Origin of the sequence: Cupriavidus agavae (genome assembly GCF_004217045.1) — a bacterium.
GTDB lineage: Bacteria > Pseudomonadota > Gammaproteobacteria > Burkholderiales > Burkholderiaceae > Cupriavidus > Cupriavidus agavae.
The window spans coordinates 35,003-51,585 of record NZ_SGXM01000008.1 but is presented as its reverse complement, the minus strand read 5'-3'; the positions used below and the strand labels follow the sequence as shown (position 1 = coordinate 51,585).

At 64.3% G+C, this 16,583-nt stretch carries 14 protein-coding genes; 8 read left to right on the top strand and 6 right to left on the bottom strand.

The window, feature by feature from the left end:
* Nucleotides 1–172: 172 nt before the first annotated feature.
* Nucleotides 173–1,765 carry a phage integrase family protein gene (locus tag EV147_RS21350; protein WP_130393213.1) on the top strand — a complete coding sequence of 531 codons (1,593 nt, stop codon included), beginning with the start codon at nucleotides 173–175 and terminating at the stop codon, nucleotides 1,763–1,765.
* Nucleotides 1,766–1,771: 6 nt separating this feature from the next.
* Here the strand turns inward: EV147_RS21350 and EV147_RS21345 are convergent, their stop codons facing one another.
* Nucleotides 1,772–2,788 (bottom strand): ParB/RepB/Spo0J family partition protein, encoded by a 1,017-nt coding sequence (locus EV147_RS21345; protein ID WP_130393212.1) that lies wholly within the window; start codon nucleotides 2,786–2,788, stop codon nucleotides 1,772–1,774.
* A 4-nt stretch (nucleotides 2,789–2,792) separates the two neighbouring features.
* Entirely contained in the window at nucleotides 2,793–3,449 is a 657-nt protein-coding gene (locus EV147_RS21340) for an AAA family ATPase (protein ID WP_130393211.1), read from the bottom strand.
* Nucleotides 3,450–3,861: 412 nt separating this feature from the next.
* On the opposite strand from EV147_RS21340, the gene EV147_RS21335 reads away from it, so the two are divergent.
* A complete protein-coding gene (locus tag EV147_RS21335) occupies nucleotides 3,862–4,065 on the top strand; it encodes a cold-shock protein (RefSeq protein WP_006159056.1) in 204 nt (67 codons plus the stop codon).
* A 121-nt stretch (nucleotides 4,066–4,186) separates the two neighbouring features.
* Here EV147_RS21335 and EV147_RS21330 read toward each other — a convergent pair whose 3' ends face one another.
* Together EV147_RS21330 and EV147_RS21325 are read right to left on the bottom strand one after the other, a co-directional pair.
* Nucleotides 4,187–5,281, bottom strand: coding sequence for a replication protein RepA (locus EV147_RS21330; protein WP_130393210.1), 1,095 nt, complete (start codon nucleotides 5,279–5,281; stop codon nucleotides 4,187–4,189).
* 1,562 nt (nucleotides 5,282–6,843) lie between these two features.
* Nucleotides 6,844–7,047 (bottom strand): cold-shock protein, encoded by a 204-nt coding sequence (locus EV147_RS21325; RefSeq protein ID WP_008646365.1) that lies wholly within the window; start codon nucleotides 7,045–7,047, stop codon nucleotides 6,844–6,846.
* Between the two features lie 311 nt (nucleotides 7,048–7,358).
* Here EV147_RS21325 and EV147_RS21320 point away from each other — a divergent pair, with 311 nt between their 5' ends.
* Entirely contained in the window at nucleotides 7,359–8,714 is a 1,356-nt protein-coding gene (locus tag EV147_RS21320) for an NCS2 family permease (RefSeq protein WP_130393209.1), read from the top strand.
* 867 nt (nucleotides 8,715–9,581) lie between these two features.
* Entirely contained in the window at nucleotides 9,582–10,958 is a 1,377-nt protein-coding gene (locus EV147_RS21310; protein WP_130393207.1) for a sigma-54 dependent transcriptional regulator, read from the top strand.
* 150 nt (nucleotides 10,959–11,108) lie between these two features.
* Here the strand turns inward: EV147_RS21310 and EV147_RS21305 are convergent, their stop codons facing one another.
* Together EV147_RS21305 and EV147_RS21295 are read right to left on the bottom strand one after the other, a co-directional pair.
* Nucleotides 11,109–11,426 (bottom strand): hypothetical protein, encoded by a 318-nt coding sequence (locus EV147_RS21305; RefSeq protein ID WP_130393206.1) that lies wholly within the window; start codon nucleotides 11,424–11,426, stop codon nucleotides 11,109–11,111.
* 893 nt (nucleotides 11,427–12,319) lie between these two features.
* A complete protein-coding gene (locus tag EV147_RS21295) occupies nucleotides 12,320–12,529 on the bottom strand; it encodes a hypothetical protein (protein WP_130393204.1) in 210 nt (69 codons plus the stop codon).
* 177 nt (nucleotides 12,530–12,706) lie between these two features.
* Between EV147_RS21295 and EV147_RS21290 the strand changes: the two genes are divergently transcribed.
* The 4 genes from EV147_RS21290 (at nucleotide 12,707) to EV147_RS21275 (ending at nucleotide 16,559) form a co-directional block, all read left to right on the top strand.
* Nucleotides 12,707–13,699, top strand: coding sequence for a YihY/virulence factor BrkB family protein (locus tag EV147_RS21290; protein WP_130393203.1), 993 nt, complete (start codon nucleotides 12,707–12,709; stop codon nucleotides 13,697–13,699).
* Between the two features lie 123 nt (nucleotides 13,700–13,822).
* Nucleotides 13,823–15,415, top strand: coding sequence for a peptide chain release factor 3 (locus EV147_RS21285; protein WP_130393202.1), 1,593 nt, complete (start codon nucleotides 13,823–13,825; stop codon nucleotides 15,413–15,415).
* Nucleotides 15,416–15,570: 155 nt separating this feature from the next.
* Complete coding sequence (locus EV147_RS21280; RefSeq protein WP_130393201.1) at nucleotides 15,571–16,131, top strand: Panacea domain-containing protein; 561 nt, start codon at nucleotides 15,571–15,573, stop codon at nucleotides 16,129–16,131.
* Complete coding sequence (locus EV147_RS21275; RefSeq protein ID WP_130393200.1) at nucleotides 16,128–16,559, top strand: hypothetical protein; 432 nt, start codon at nucleotides 16,128–16,130, stop codon at nucleotides 16,557–16,559. The genes EV147_RS21280 and EV147_RS21275 overlap by 4 nt, the downstream gene beginning before the upstream one ends.
* The last annotated feature ends 24 nt before the right edge of the window (nucleotides 16,560–16,583 follow it).

The following is a 16,583-nucleotide window of genomic DNA, read 5'->3' as shown; positions in this document are numbered from 1 at the left end:
GGGGCCGGCAGCGATAGGGTCAAACGTGCGCGACGACGCGATACAGCCCCGACAGATCCGTCTAAAACGGCTAAAATAATTTGCATTGCATTTCACACGACAGATTGGACCGGATGGATTTCCGCCGTGCCGAATCTTGTTGTAATTCAATCACTTATGTGCATCTCCCCAGATGGCTGAAGACCGCGATACGTTGACCGCGACCAAGCTGACCCGTACGGAATTCGCGGTCGTCCGCGCCTACGCGCAGGGGATGCGGCCGGTCGACATCGCCAATCGGTACCTGCTCGATCCCGATGACGATGGCGATCTCACGGAACACCAGGCCATCCAGCGAATACTGGCGCTGCGCGACCGTCTGGTGCAGTTTGCGCTGCAGCATGACCGGCCCGACATCGCCGAGATGTTCGAGGCGCTGCGCGGCCGCTCCGACGCGGGGATGTCTCGGCGGGTGGAGGCGCTGTCATCGATCGAGCAACTGGGCCAGGGCCGGCCCCTGCCCGCGCATCCGGTCACGCTCTGGTTTGGCCCAAGCCTGGCCCGGCGCCTTACAGACGCCGGCATCCATACGGTTCACGATCTCGTAGCCCTCGCCAACCGCCGGGGCAGTAGCTGGTGGCGGCATGTGCCGCGCGTAGGCCGCCGCTCGGCCGATACCATCGTCAGATGGCTGCGGAGCCGCGCGGATGGCGCCGGTATTGCGCTACGGATGGGGGTGAATTCCCCGGCACGTAAAGAGGCTATCAAAACGCTTTCGCCGTTGCGGCTTTCGGCGGGGATGCCGTACCCGGTGCCGCTGGAATTCATGCTCGGCGTACCCAGTTCTTCGGACGAATTGCAGTGGGTGAAAGACTGGCTGCAAGCGAAGGCTGGCTCTCGTAATACCTGGCTTAGCTATCGACGCGAGAGTGAAAGGCTGCTGCTCTGGTCGGCGCGGTCGGGCAAGTCTCTGGTGCAGTGGACGGGCCCGGACCTCGACGCCTACGAGGCATTCCTGGCCGATCCGCAGCCCGCAGCGTTCTGGTGCGGCCCAGCCGTGCCCCGCGAGCAGATGGATTGGCGCCCGTTCGAAGGCCCGATGAAGGAGAGTTCGCGGGCCGCTTCCTTGCGGGTGGCGCGCGTGTTGCTCAAGGAGATTCGGAGGCGTGCTGGCATTCCCGATCGCGCCATTGCGGTGGCACGGGCAGCCTCGGAGGCCGCTACGCCAAGCCCGCATGCACTGGCCGAAACGGAAGCATCAACACGGTTTCCGGTGATTGAATTTATCGACTGGCTAGGCCAGGAAGCGCCGGGACCGCGGCAGCGGGCAGCACTGGCGACTGCCCTGCTCGTGGCCCGCCACGGGCTGCGCATTGTGGAACTGGCGACGCTGCGGCTGTCCGACACCACGGCGTCAGGCACCACCGGCAGGTTGACACTACCTGCCAAGAGCGCCGCCCGGCGCAAGCCCATCGACCTGGAACCCGATGTGTGGGAGGCGCTGCTGGATCATTGGGCCGACCGGGCGCTCGGCGCGGATGGGGCAGCGGAGGGAGGACTGGAATGGGCAGCGGAATGGGGGGCGGAAGGGGCGCCAGCGGCAGCGTTGATCGCTCCAGCCGACTTTCCCGATACGGCGCGGGGCCGCGCCAAACGGGCCGCCCCGTCAGCGGGCTATTCCGCCAGCGGCTTCGATCAACTGCTACGCGCCTATTGGAAGCGGTTTGCTGCGGCGCAGCCAGATGTTCCGGCGGGTTTCTCGCCGCGCCGGCTCAAGATGGGTTGAAGCAGATCAGAGCAGGGTCTTGTCGAGGCCGAAGCGGGCCTTCAGTACTTCGAGCAGGTCTTCACGCGCATTGCGATCCGTGATCTGCACGTCGAGCATGACCCGGCCGGAATCCCATTCCTTGATCGTGCCAAGCAACTGGCCGCCGTCCGTTCGAATCTTGTACTGCCGGCTGATTTCCTTGACCTTGCGCGCCTTGCCCTCTTGCGCCTGCTTGCGGATCGCCTCGACTTCGCGGCTCGACAGCCCGTCGTTCATGACCCGCGCGGCAAGCTCCCGTGTACGGTCTTCCCCGGCCAGCTTGAAGTAAAGCGTCAGTTCATAGCCTGCAGCAATCCCGATGGCGCTCGGGCGCTCGCGCATCACGGCAATCACTGACTCTGGCAGCTTCAGCAGCGCCAGCGTCTTGTTGACCGTCCCGGCCGACATGCCCGTCAGCTCGCAGATTTCCTCTTCCTTCTGGACCTTGCCTTCATCCAGCAACTGGCGCCAGGCAATGGCGTTGTCGAGCGCCGACTGGTCCGAGCGCTGTTCATTGAGCAGGAACGAGAGCCGGTAGAAGTCGAGATCGCTGAGATCGGTCTCGACAAAGCACTCCATCTCCAGCTTGCCCGCCGACGCCAGCGCACGCTTCCGATAGTGGCCATCGATCAGGATGTAGTGGCCCGGGCGAGCGGGATCGGGAGCCGCCAGACCCGGCGTCTTCTGCCCGTGCGTGGCGATCGACGCAGCCCGCTCCTGGACCACGGCCGGGTCGTAGATCCGGCGCGCGTTGAAGGGATTGTCATGAAGCTGCGCGATCGGGATGCGCACGAGCACCCGTCCATCCATCGACTGCACTTCACTTTCAGCGCTGAAAGTGCGCGCGCCGGGGGTCGTGTTCTGCGCTTGCAGCAACCCGTTCGGCCGTTCGCTCAGGGCGGCCTCGGCACGCGCAAACCGGTCAACCGCGTCGCTCTTCGTCTTCTCCGCCGCCATCCCGGCGAGCATGCCTGCCTTCAGGCTCTTCAATTTCGTCGTCATTCTCTTACTCGATCAGGGACAGAATCTCGTCCACCATCATGTCTACTTCCTGGATCGCCTCCCGGGCGCCCGGCACGCCGTGCACGGTGCAACCCATCGCCAGACATTCGCGAAATGCGGAGCGCGATCCGACCATCGAATTCAACAGCGGTACTTCGGCGTCATCGCCGAGGATCTCGATCGCCTGGCGCGCAATCGACACACGGCGCTGGACCATATTCGCCATCACCCGGATCTGCAGGCTTTCGTTCTGGACCTGGGCATGCCGCGCCAAAGTCTTCGCCGCCACCGCCGCCCAGAGGTCGGGCGGCGAGGGCACCACGGGAATCACCGCAAGATCGGAAATCAACAGCGCGCTCGACGGGGCAGCCGAATGAACCGCCGGCGGGCAATCCACAAGGATGTAGTCGTAGTCGTTGACGAACTTGCGGACCTCCCGGTGCATGGCGCCGCCTGACGGCGCAAGCCCGATCACCGAGGCGGGAAACGGTCGCTCATCACTCGCCTGGGCCGCCCAACGGGTGGCCGTGCCCTGCTCGTCCATGTCGACCAGCAGCGATCGCGCGCCGCGCAGCCCGAGAGTGCCCGCCAGATGCATGCTGACTGTCGTCTTGCCGCAGCCGCCTTTCTGGTTGAAAACGGTGATGATTTTTGCCGCCACTACGGTCTCACTTTCAGCGCTGAAAGCGCCGGATGAAGATGTTCAGTTAGACCGAACTGTAGCGAAATCGACTATGCGCTACAACCCATTTCTGAACATTTGAATAAATCAAGGAAGTAGCGACGGCGAGAGGCGGGCGAGGAGGTCTTTGGGCGACATGGCCCCCAGTATCCGCTACATCAATAGTGCGGGATTCTTCTTCTTGAAAAGCGGTATGAAATCCGCCTAAAGTAAGGGTAGTGCGCATTACGCCGCACATGACACCGCAACACATTGTGGTTATGATGCCCGCTACAGTCGAGTCAAGTCGTGTTACCTCGTTGGCTTCCGTTCGGTATCTACGAGACCTCAGCGTGCTTGAACGGTTGTTTGCGTTGTGTGTAAACGAACTTGCTTCGAAAGGAAATCTGTTATGGCAACCGGTACGGTCAAGTGGTTCAACGAGACCAAGGGTTTCGGCTTCATTACTCCGGACGACGGCGGCGCCGATCTGTTCGCTCACTTCTCCGAAATCCAGGGTTCGGGCTTCAAGACCCTGAAGGACGGCCAGCGAGTGACGTTTGAAGTCAAGCAGGGCCCCAAGGGTCTGCAAGCCTCGGCCATCAAGCCGGCGTAAGCGGAACCACGCAGTGGCTGGCTGGCCGGGTGCTCCGGTCTGACTGGCGACGCAAAAAAGGCAAGCGCGAGCTTGCCTTTTTTGTTGCCTGCACGGATAACCGTGCCCGACGCCGGAACGCTCAGCCGAGCTTGCGCACGCTGGTACGCGACGGTTGCAGGATCAGGGCCTTCGAGGAGTCGGCATCGACCTTGGCGCCCGGATAGACCACGAGCACGTCCTTGAGTGCCTTGCGGAACAGCGCCCGGAACTTGCGTTCGCTTTCGGTTTCGGTGCCGAACTGCATCTGCAGCGCCTCCCAGGGGATCTCGGTGCGTCGCTGGATCGTGAAAAAGCGATAGGTCAGCCAGGAATACACATCGAGCGCGAATGGCGACTGCTTCAGCGCCTTGAGCGCACGCATGTCGACGGGCACCGGGCGGTTCACGAGCTCATTGAAAAACGGCTCCGACAGCACCACGAAGCTCTCGAACATCGAGCCCTGACCCGGTTGCATCGGGTCCCACCAGGTCGACAACTGGTCGGCCAGCAGATACCCCACGCGGTCGATCGACATCGGCTCGTGGTTGGGAGCCTGGTTCGGCACCGGCATCGATTTGTTCTGAACGATCGCGATCGTCGCCGAAAACAGCCGGATCATTTGCTGGCGAACCAGCGTCATGGTGCCCCGCTTGCCGCCTGTGGCCATCGGGATGCCGAGGTTGTACATGAACTCGGACAACGAGTTGCCCAGCGAGATACGGCGGTCATCCACCGTCCCCGTGAACTCCCCGCGCTTCTTCTTGGCCATGATCTCCTTGCCGATCCAGGCCAGCATCAGGCGCGGATAGGAGCCGTAGGGGTAGCCGAGCGAAACGGTTTCCGAAACCAGCTTCTGCTTGCCATTCGCCGCGCGCTCCGAACGCTGCTGCGTGAAATAGCCGGGCTGGATCATCAACGAGATATTCCCGCTGGTGCGGGTCCACACGGGTGGCGCGCCCTTGGGTGCGCGATACGGCAGGGTCACCTGCACGCTGGCGCGGCTCAGGAAGCCGACTTCGCCGCTTTGCCAGGCATCTTCGCGTTCCATGGCCTGCGCTTCGTCAAAAAGGCGCTGGAATTTCTCGGACGGAACGACGGCGCTCTCGTTTCCCGGAACGATGATGCGCGACGGTTCGGCGTCGGCGTCCAGAACGACACGTTCCCTCTCGGTGGCCATAGAGCGTTTGATCGGCATGTTGATGATTTCGGATTACCCGCCTTTGTACGCGATCACGTATACGTTGTCACGCAGAAACAGGTACGTATACGCGATTCGACGATTCGTCGCCTGCATTGTGTGGCGAGGCTTGCAGTTTCCGGAACCCCGTGGGTGGCATCGCCGAGGCCAGGGCGGGCTGTCAGCATCCGGCTCGGCGCGTCGTCGGCCAGGGCTCAGATTGCCGGCCTGTTGTTTGCTGGCCGTATTTCGGCCGACTGGCGAGATGGCGGCCATACGGTGGGCAACCCGGGAGGGTTGTCCACGGTTGGCTGCTCATCCACTACAAGTAAACGATACCGATACGGGTTAACTACTCGTAAACCGTATACGGATAGCCAACCGCCTTGATTTCAAAGGTGTTTACCTGCCCGTTCGTACCCGATTCTGCGGACATCCGAACCCGTTTCTGCGATAGCCCGAACCTGAATCTGCGGCCAGACGAACCCGTTTCAGCGAAAGCCGCGAACCGGATTCTGCGGGGATAACCTGCTGATCCCACAGGCTTTTCCACAGGATCAACGGGCACAAGCGTACCCGTTTCTGCGCAAGCCGCCTCGGGCCGTCGCTCGCAGCCTTCTCCCGGCGCCCCGGCAGATGCTTATCCACGCAGAATCGGGTACGAAAAGATGTCTTGTCCGCAAGCTGAGCGTCCGATCCGCAATGCTCGGGGGCGAAGCCTGGCCCAAAACCGTACCCAATTCTGCGCCGACGGGCTTCAGACCCGATTTTCCGGCAAGCGTACCCGTTTCTGCGACGTACCCGTTTCTGCGAAATGCGCGACAGACGGCCCGCCCAGGACCAGCGTACCCGTTTCTGCGCACTGCCCGAGTGATCCGCATGCCGGTAGCGTACCCGTTTCTGCGACGAAAACTTAAGCACGGACCAGGCGCCGCGAACATCGCGCCCACGTATACGTGCTTGCCGCGTGAGTTTGCACTGACTCAAGATGGCCGCAGGTGGCGCCTCGCATCGCGTGGCCGTACCCGTTTCTGCGGCCCAATCGAGGTATACGCACGGGCGTACAACCCTCCGATCCCGCGCCTGGGCCAAGGGCGTACCCGTTTCTGCGTCTACCGACCCCCGGAAAGCGTACCCATTTCTGCGGCGCCCGCCGCAGCACAATTTTTGGTTCGGGCCAAAGGCGTGCGCGTACCTGATTCTGCGGGGATAACGCGCCTGCCAAAAAAAGAGGCGGGATAAGTCGGCGCCAAAACGGACGCCACGGGCCCTTGGCGCGCCAAAGCGTACCCGTTTCTGCGTCGCGCCGATTCGGCGGAGCGTACCTGTTTCTGCGGGCGGGATCAGGCACCTGAGGCGTGAACCGTACCTGTTTCTGCGAGGAAGGCGGGGCGGTGGTCGGGCACCGTGCGTACCCGTTTCTGCGTGGGCCGCCGGGAGGCGATAGCGTCTCCCCCAGCCGGCTGGAAACGGCGCGGAGTGGCGAATTCCATCCGGCGCGTCCGGTTCGGACGAAAAAAAACCCGCCGTTGGGCGGGTTTCTTCAGCCATCTGCACGCCGTGTGGCGTGCGGAAGGTCTTTACAGCGGCGTGATGTTCGCGGCTTGCAGACCCTTCGGGCCGTTCTTGACTTCGAACGACACGCGTTGGTTTTCCTGCAGCGACTTGAAGCCATCAGCGCGCACTTCCGAGAAGTGAGCGAAGAGGTCGTCACCGCCGGCGTCCGGCTTGATGAAGCCGAAGCCCTTGGCGTCGTTGAACCACTTGACGATACCGGTTTGCATGATATTGCTTTCCAAAAAAGTAAAAAGAAACCGATGGTGCACGCACCACCGTACTGCCGAACTCAAGGAAAGGACACCATGGACAACCGAAGTACCAAGACGGTGGCTAACGAATGAACTGTTGCCTCGTCGCTTGAATCTGGGTGAGATTTATACGGGGGATTCCCGCGTACGTCAAGGCGGGGGAATCCCCGGCCCATGGCTGGTCCGGCCGGGTGGCTTGTGGGATCATCCCGCCTTTTGCGAAAAGCGCACAATTGCCGGGGCGCCGCCGCCACCTGGACGCCGGCCCCGGATTCTGGAGACCACCGATGACTACGCCCGACCAGGCCCCCGTGCCCGCCGGCCTGCCACCCGCCCCCGCCGACGGCCTGCTCGAACGCCTCTTCCGGCTGCGCGAGCACCAGACCAACGTACGTACCGAGATACTGGCCGGCGTGACCACGTTCCTGACGATGGCCTACATCATCTTCGTGAACCCGAGCATCCTGGGCGATGCCGGCGTGCCGAAGGACGCGGTGTTCGTGGCCACCTGCCTGGCGGCGGCGATCGGCACCCTGATCATGGGTTTCTATGCGAACTATCCGATTGCGATGGCGCCGGGCATGGGCCTCAACGCGTACTTCGCCTACACCGTGGTCAAGGGCATGGGACTGCCATGGGAGGCCGCGCTGGGCGCGGTGTTCATCTCCGGCTGCCTGTTCCTGATCGTGACCCTGTTCCGGATCCGCGAGGCCATCGTCCGGGGCATCCCGCCGGCGATCCGGGGCGCGATCACGGCCGGCATCGGCCTGTTCCTGGCGATCATCGCGCTGCAAAGCTCGGGCATCATCACCGGCAATCCGGCCACGCTGGTCACGCTCGGCGACCTCCACAAGCCGCCGGCCGTGCTGGCCATCGTCGGATTCTTCGCAATCGTCGCGCTGGATCGCCTCAAGGTGAAGGGCGCCATCCTGATTGGCATCCTGCTGACCACGGTGCTGAGCTTTGTCTTTGCGGGCAACCAGTTTCACGGCGTGGTATCGGCACCCCCGTCGATCTCGCCGACGCTGTTCAAGCTCGACATTTCCGCGGCGCTGTCGATCGGCATCCTCAACGTGGTACTGGTCTTCTTCCTGGTGGAGCTGTTCGACGCCACCGGCACGCTGATGGGCGTGGCCAACCGCGCCGGGCTGCTCAAGGCGGGCAAGATGGACCGGCTGAACAAGGCGCTGATGGCCGATAGCACGGCGATCATGGCCGGCTCGCTGCTCGGCACGTCTTCGACCACCGCCTATATCGAGAGCGCCTCGGGCGTGCAGGCGGGCGGCCGCACCGGCCTGACGGCGGTCACCGTGGCCGTGCTGTTCCTGGCCTGCCTCTTCGTTGCGCCGCTGGCCGGTACCGTGCCGGCCTATGCCACGGCCCCGGCGCTGCTGTATGTGTCGTGCCTGATGCTGCGCGAGCTGGTGGAGATCGACTGGAGCGACGTGACCGAGGTCGTGCCCGCCGTGCTGACCGCGCTGGGCATGCCATTTACCTACTCGGTTGCTAACGGCGTGGCATTTGGCTTCATCTCCTACGCGCTCCTGAAGCTGCTGACCGGCAAGGCGAAGGAGGTGCCGCTGATGGCCTGGATCATCGCCGCCGTTTTCCTGTTCAAGTTCTACTACCTGCCCGGGCACTGAAACGCACAATCCCCGCCCGCGGGCGGGGTTCAAAATGAAAACGATGACATTTTGGTTTCAGGCGGCCTGAACCCGTACCCGTTTCTGCGGCCAGCCGCCCGAACAGGCGTTCCAAGGCGTACCCGTTTCTGCGACGAATGTAAGGACTCATTTACCTATTCGGCCAGAGAAAAAGCCATCCCGGCGCCTCATACAAAAGTATGAGACTTGGCTGAAAGCGAACATTGCGGGCTGGACAAAAGGGGTGAAATGCACTGAACTAGAGTCGTGGCAATTATTTGAGGGCGCGCAACGGCGCCCTTTCTTGACTCCGGGATATGGGCGCGTGCCGAGGGCGCGGGTCTGGCCCAAACGCCACGGTTTCCGGACACGGCAGGCCGCTCCGGCGATTGGATACGAGACCGCTTCGACAGGCGGCTTTCGCCACCACGGAAGAGAGTGTGCGGACACACGCATGCCGACAAGACGGCTCGAAGACAGCCAACAAAAACAGCTCGAACCCAGAATAAAGACAGTGGTAACCGCGAACGTGTAGTGCCGGGGGATGTTGTTCAACGGGGAACAGATCATGACCGCAGGAGAAATCCGGCGTCCCGCCATCGGGCCTATCAGCCGGACTAACAATCAAGCCGTCAGTCATGCCATCCAGCGTGCCTGGACCGAGAGCCATGGCACCTTGCGGCACATCTTGCGCCGCCCTGCCGTGGACACCCAATCCCGCAGTCCGTCCAGATCGTGAACCCCCAGACGTTGCGCGCGGAGCCTTCCGCGCAGCCAGCGGAACCCGACCGGGCCGGGTGGCCCGTTGCCGCGCCAGCGGCAGGGGCAGCCGCTACCAACAAGAAGCCCAACGTCAGGGAGAACGTCATGGACAGACTGTGCAAGGCGCCGGCACGGTCCGCACAGATCGTGCTCGTGTCGCGTTATGAGGATTTTGGTTTCAACGGTACGCAGTTCGGCTCGGGATGGGAGATCCGCCGGGTACAGCAGGTCAGGGACCTGGAGCGCGCGGTACGGGGCAGTTCGCCGATGGCGGGCATCCTCGACCTGCAGTCGCCCTACAGCGATGCCGAGCTGACGCAACTGGAGCAGGGCCTGCAGCATCTGCATGTGATGTGGGTCGCGATCACGTCCACCACCATGCTCGAAGACGAGCGCGTGCGGCGGCTGATCCGGGACTATTGCGTGGACTACGTGCGCACGCCGTTCTCGTTCGACGAACTGCTCTACACGCTCAAGCACGCGCACGGCATGGCGAGCCTGCATGGCGGGCGCCTGCCCGAGCCCGCCGCCGCACGCGGGCCGATGATCGGCGAGTGCGCGGCCATGCGCGCGATGTTCCGCTCGCTGGCCAAGGTGGCCCACAACGACGCGCCGGTGTTCATCTCGGGCGAGTCGGGCACCGGCAAGGAACTGGCGGCCCAGGCCATCCATGAATCGTCGAGCCGTCGCAAGGGACCGTTCGTGGCCATCAACTGCGGCGCCATTCCGTCGCACCTGGTGCAGTCCGAACTGTTCGGCTACGAAAAGGGGGCGTTCACCGGCGCCAACCAGCGCAAGATCGGCTGGATCGAGCAGGCGCAGGGCGGCACGCTGTTCCTCGATGAAATCGGCGACCTGCCGCTCGAGAGCCAGGTGGCACTGCTGCGCTTCCTGCAGCAGGGCACGATCACCCGGCTCGGCGGGCATCAGTCGATTCCGCTCGACCTGCGCATCATCTCGGCCACCCACGTCGACCTGGTGGCTGCGCAGGGCGATGGCCGCTTCCGGCCCGACCTGTTCCACCGGCTCTGCGTGCTGACCCTGACCATTCCGCCGCTGCGCGAACGGGGCGAGGACATCCTGCTGCTGGCCAACGCCGTGCTGGCCGGACACGGCCACGAGGCGCACCGCCGCATCCGCGGCTTCTCGTCCTGCGCCACGCAGTCGATGATGCAGTACAGCTGGCCCGGCAACGTGCGCGAGCTGATCAACCGGGTGCGCCGTGCCATTGTCATGACCGACAACCGGAAGATCACCGCCGAGGACCTGCAGCTGCATGGCGGCGTGGAGGTTCCACGCAAGACGCTCGACGCGATCCGCGAGGAGGCCGAGCGCGAGGCGATCCGTACCGTGATGGCCAGCCACGGGTTCCATGTCGTGCCGGCGGCGCGCGAGCTCAATGTCTCGCGCGTGACGTTGTACCGGCTCATGCACAAGCACAACATCCGCGTGGACCTGCAACAGTCTGCAACCGGCGAGTAGGCAACGGCGAGTAGGCAACGGCGAGGTAGAGCCAAGGGGGATCCGGCGACGTCCGCTCGCCGGATCCCCTTTGTCCTTCCGCCCGGACAGCGGCGGCAGGCTAACGCGGCTTGGCCCGCGTGGGATCGTGCGCCGGTTCTGGCGCTTTTGCTATGTCATGCTGACCTTGCCGCGACGCCCGCGCGGCGGCACCCCATCGCCCTGGCTGGGCCGCCCCGGAGCGAGGTCGTGCGGGTCCGTGAGGTTGTCGCGTGCCTGGCGTTCGGCCGGCGGCGTCTTGTCGTCGGGTTTGAACTGCATGTCACCCCAGGTCCAGCCGAAGGCCCGCACGTAGCTGTCATTGCTGACGGCCGCGCGGCTGTTCAGGTCGGCGGAATCGGGCCGGTCGAACCAGGCGTGGTTCCCGGCCAGCGCCGGGGCGGCCGCGGTCGAGAGCAGTGCCATGGCGGCGGCAACTCTGGCAAGCATGGGTGGCTCCCTCCCTTTCTGGAAAAAGGTGCCCGCCGGGGGACGGAGCACGTAAACCGGTTTAGGCCCGGTCGAGCGAAAAAGCAACTGCCGCTTGCCGCGGGCCTGACGGACGTCACTCCGCCGGAAATGGCGCCAAGGCGCCAGGCCGTCAGCAGACGGGATGACCGTTGCGCTGGCGGCTGGCGGCCGTGGCCGATCCCCGGTTCGCTGACGCACAGAACGACGCGGCCGGGCGCGCGGTCTGCCGTGGAGACGGCAACAGGGGGGGCGACAACAGCTCGCTGACGGTGGGGGCAGGGCCGGCGAGCCGGTGGGCACGGCGGCGCGCGGTCATTCGCGCTGGTGGATGACGCATGGCAATGGCTCTCCTGCGTTCTGTCTCATTCTTGTTGGACTGGTGTTTCTCCCTGCGGGACCACAGAGCGACAAGTGTGCCAATCGCACGCAAACAGTTGTTTTACAAGGAAATTGGCCAGGCTGGCGCGGTGCACCCCCGCCAAATGGAGGGCATCTGGCCGCAATCGGTTGCGCCGCTGCAACGCGAAGCGCACGGCAGGCCCCGCGAGGACGCCGCGTGACGGGTAATTTCCACGCGCGGCAACGCGGCCGTTGGGGCAGCGGATGGCGCAAAGGTGGGAGACGGGGGCCGTCAGCGCCCCGCAAAACAGACATCGATGTCTGCATCGGCACGTCCGGGGGCGAAAGGCAGGGCAATCTGCCTACCGGCGGGCGGGCACGCCGGCGGGCGCGCAGCCCGCGTGCATCTGGTTGCAGCCCTGAAACCGCGTCTGGCCAGGATGCGGTCCGCAAGAAGGGTCCGCAGAAACGGGTACGCCTGGCTGCGCGGGCGGCGCAACCGGAATCCCGGCGCAGCGTTCAGTGCCGGCCTTTCAACGTGGCGCGGTGGCCGCGCCCGATGCGCCAGCGGCCGGTACGGCGGCCCCCGAGATCGGCTTGGGGCCGGGGCCGGGCGGCGGGTTGCGTTCACATCCGGCCAGCAGCATCGTGCCACCAGCCAGGCAGGCCGCGACAACTGCCAGTCGGGCGGCGGCGGGGCGCCGCGCAGGGACATTGCGGATCACGGACATCCTCCTGTTCATGTGTGCCTCGTTCCACTGTAGCAGCGCAAACGGGTGTCAGGCGGCACGCCACCTATGATGGACCTGTGCATCAGACGCCGGCCGACAGACAGCCGCCGGGCCCTCGGGCAAGCTGCCCGAAGCCTATCGGCGCCGCAAACGTGCCATCGGCGCCACTCCAGACAAGGATCGACGGCAATGCCCTCCGAGAATGCGCCCGACGACGTGGATACACTGCCCCGCCCACAACGCGGCCGCTGGCTGCCCGACCGCCACACCGGCACCCGTACCGCGCGGGTGGTCACTGCCGCGGTCAGTGCCTGGTTCGACCACCGCGCGGCCAGCAAGGGTGCGGCGCTGTCCTTCTACATGCTGTTCTCGCTGGCGCCGATCCTGGTGCTGGTGATTTCGATCGCCGGACTGTTCTTCGGCGCCGAGGCCGCCCGGGGCGAGATCTTCGCGCAGCTCGACGGGCTGGTGGGCCCGCAGGGCGCCGCGGCGATCCAGGAAATCCTGGCCGCCACGCATCGCGCCGGCGGCAGCGGCGTGGCCGCGCTGGTAGCCATGGGCATCCTCGTGGTGGGCGCCACGAGCGCGTTTGCCGAACTCAAGAGCAGCCTCGACGACATCTGGCAGGCCCCGCCGCCGCAGGGCGCCGGCTGGCAGAAGCTGCTGCGGGCGCGCATGGCCTCGTTCAGCATCGTGCTGGCGCTGGCGTTCATGCTGCTGGTGTCACTGGTGGTGAACGCCGCGCTGGCCGTGGTGAACCGGTTCTGGGGCCAGCTCTGGACAGCCTCCTGGTTCGCGCCGGTGGCCGATGTGATCTCCACCGCGTTCTCGTTCGCCGTGGTGACCGCGCTGTTCGCCACGATCTTCAAGATGCTGCCCAACATCCGCATTGCCTGGAAGGACGTGCTGATGGGCTCGATCATCACCGCGCTGCTGTTCTCGATCGGCAAGCGGCTGATTGGCCTGTACCTCGGCAACAGTGCCGTGGCGTCTTCGTATGGCGCTGCCGGCTCGGTCGTCGCGCTGATGCTCTGGGTGTACTATTCGGCACAAATCTTCTTCTTCGGCGCCGAACTGACGCGCCAGTATGCGTTGCAGTTTGGCAGCCTGCGCGGGCAGGATCCGGCCCGGCAGAATCGGACGACACTATCTGGTACCCCGGCAGGCGGCGCGAACCGGTAAAATAGTGCGCCATCTGATTCCGGGAACCGTTCCCGGAACGTCATCGTGCTCCCGCCGTTCGCCTCGCCGCTCCCGTAGCCGGCGCCAGTGCCCGCCCGGGCGCCACTACCAGGTTCATCTGCCGTGAGTTCGCTTGTTTCCGAGATTGCGCGTCGTCGCACGTTTGCCATCATTTCCCACCCTGACGCGGGCAAGACCACGCTGACCGAAAAGCTGCTGTGGTTCGGCGGCGCCATCCAGGTGGCCGGCGAGGTGCGCGCACGCAAGGCCGACCGCCACGCCACGTCCGACTGGATGGAGCTGGAAAAGCAGCGCGGCATCTCGGTGACGTCGTCGGTGATGCAGTTCCCCTACCAGCCGCGCGCCGACCTGCCGGAAAACATCGTCAACCTGCTCGACACCCCGGGCCACGAGGACTTTTCCGAAGACACGTACCGTACGCTGACCGCGGTGGACTCGGCCGTGATGGTGATCGATTCGGTCAACGGCGTGGAAGCCCAGACCATCAAGCTGCTGAACGTCTGCCGGCTGCGCGCCACGCCGATCCTGACCTTCATCAACAAGCTTGACCGCGAAGGCCGTTCGCCGATCGAACTGCTCGACGAGATCGAAGACGTGCTCAAGATCGAGTGCGCGCCGATGACCTGGCCAATCGGCATGGGCAAGGCGTTCCGCGGCGTGTACCACATGATCGACGACAAGGTGCAGCTGTTCGACCCGAAGGGCGACAAGGGCACCGCCGCCATCCTCGACGGCCTCGACAACCCGGAGCTGGACCGCATCCTCGGCTCGCAGGCCGACGAACTGCGCATGGAGATCGAACTGGTACGTGGCGCCTCGCACACGTTCGACCGCGACGCGTTCCTGGCCGGGCGCCAGACGCCGGTGTACTTCGGCTCGGCCATCAACAACTTCGGCGTGCAATCGCTGCTCGACGCGCTGTGCCAGCTCTCGCCGCCGCCGCTGGCGCGCCAGACCGAAAGCCGCACCGTGGAGCCGGAAGAGGCCAAGTTCAGCGGCTTCGTGTTCAAGATCCAGGCGAACATGGACCCGCGCCACCGTGACCGCATCGCCTTCGTGCGCGTGTGCTCGGGCCGCTTCGACCGCGGCATGAAGCTGCTGCACGTGTCGCAGGGCAAGACCGTGGCGATCAACAACGCCATCACGTTCATGGCGCAGGACCGCAACACCACCGAGGAAGCTTTCGCCGGCGACATCATCGGGGTGCCCAACCACGGTACGATCCGCCTGGGCGACGTGTTCACCGAAGGCGAGCCGCTGCGCTTCACGGGCATCCCGTCGTTCGCGCCGGAATTCTTCCGCCGCGCCCGGCTCAACAACCCGCTCAAGGTCAAGCAGTTGCAGAAGGGTTTGCAGCAACTGGCCGAAGAGGGCGCCACGCAGATGTTCCGCCCGCTGGTCTCGAACGACCTCGTGCTCGGCGCGGTCGGCATGCTGCAGTTCGACGTGGTGGCGCACCGCCTGGAACACGAATACGGCGTGGATGCGATCTTCGAGTCACACGAATGCGCCACCGCCCGCTGGCTCAAGGGCGACCCGGCCGAAATCGAGAAACTGATCGACAAGGCCGGCCACAACGTGGCCCTCGACGGCGCCGGCGACCACGTCTACCTGGCACCGAGCATGGTCAACCTGCGCCTGACGCAGGAACGCTTCCCGAACATCGAGTTCCGGGAGACGCGGGAGATTGCCTGAGATCACGTCGCGCGGTTTCAAGCCGACGTTCGCCTGCCGCGGCTACTGTGCGTCCATACAGTAGCCGCTATACATCCCCAGATGTCGCGGGTTCTTGATGCCCCAATTCCCAAGGCGTTGTTCGTGTCGTGAAATCACCAGGAAAGGAGGCCGCCATGTTTGACGAAACCAAGCTCGCCCAGGCTGCTGCCTATCTGGTCGACAAGCGGAACGGGCGGATGTCGCACCTGAAGTTGATCAAGCTCCTGTATCTGGCGGATCGCGAGGCGCTGCGGCGTTACGAGTCACCGATCACCGGGGACAACTACGTGGCCATGTCGCACGGCCCTGTCCTGTCCCGCACGCTCGATCTGATGAACGGCTTTGTTCCTCCGAATGCGGAAGGTTGGGCCGGCTGGTTGTCGGATGTACAGAACTACGAAGTCACGACTATCCGTCCGGTGTACCGTGAGGTGCTCGATCACCTGAGCGACGCCGAGATCGGGGTGCTTCACGACACGTTTGAGCGTTACGGCCACATGACACGGTGGGAGCTTCGGGATCTGACCCATGATCCAAAGCAGATCCCTGAATGGCACGATCCCAAAGGTACCAGCCGCCCCATCCATCTTGGCCGGGTCCTGGAGGCCGTCGGAAAACCGCCCGCGCTCGCGCAGCGGATTCGCGAGGAGTTGGAAGCCAGGCAGAACCTCGATGATCTCTTTGCGAGGCTATGACGTTTGTCACCTGCAAACGCGCAACGCTTCTTATCCCCTCGGGACCCCCGGCTGACCCCGAGCGGTTTCACCTCTTCGTTCTGCTGACCGATCCTGATCCCGAGGGAAGGGTGCTTCTCGCATCCTTCTCGTCGATCAAGCCGGGAATGTTCCATGACCCTACCTGTATCGTGGAACCGGGCGAGCATCCGTTCGTGACGCGTCTCACGTGGGTCAACTACTCGCACTGCCGGATCGAGGAGGCGACCAAACTCTTGGACGGTATAAACGCCGGACTTTCATCGTCCGCGAAAACGTTGATCAGCGACTGCTGGCACGGATTTGCAGGGGGCTGTTCGAAAGCCAGCATGCGCGACCCGCCCATCGACGCTTTTACCTCGATTGCCAGGGCTGAACACTACGCAGTTGTGGGGCCTGGCCCGGGGTAATGTGTCAAACCCGATACAAAGCCC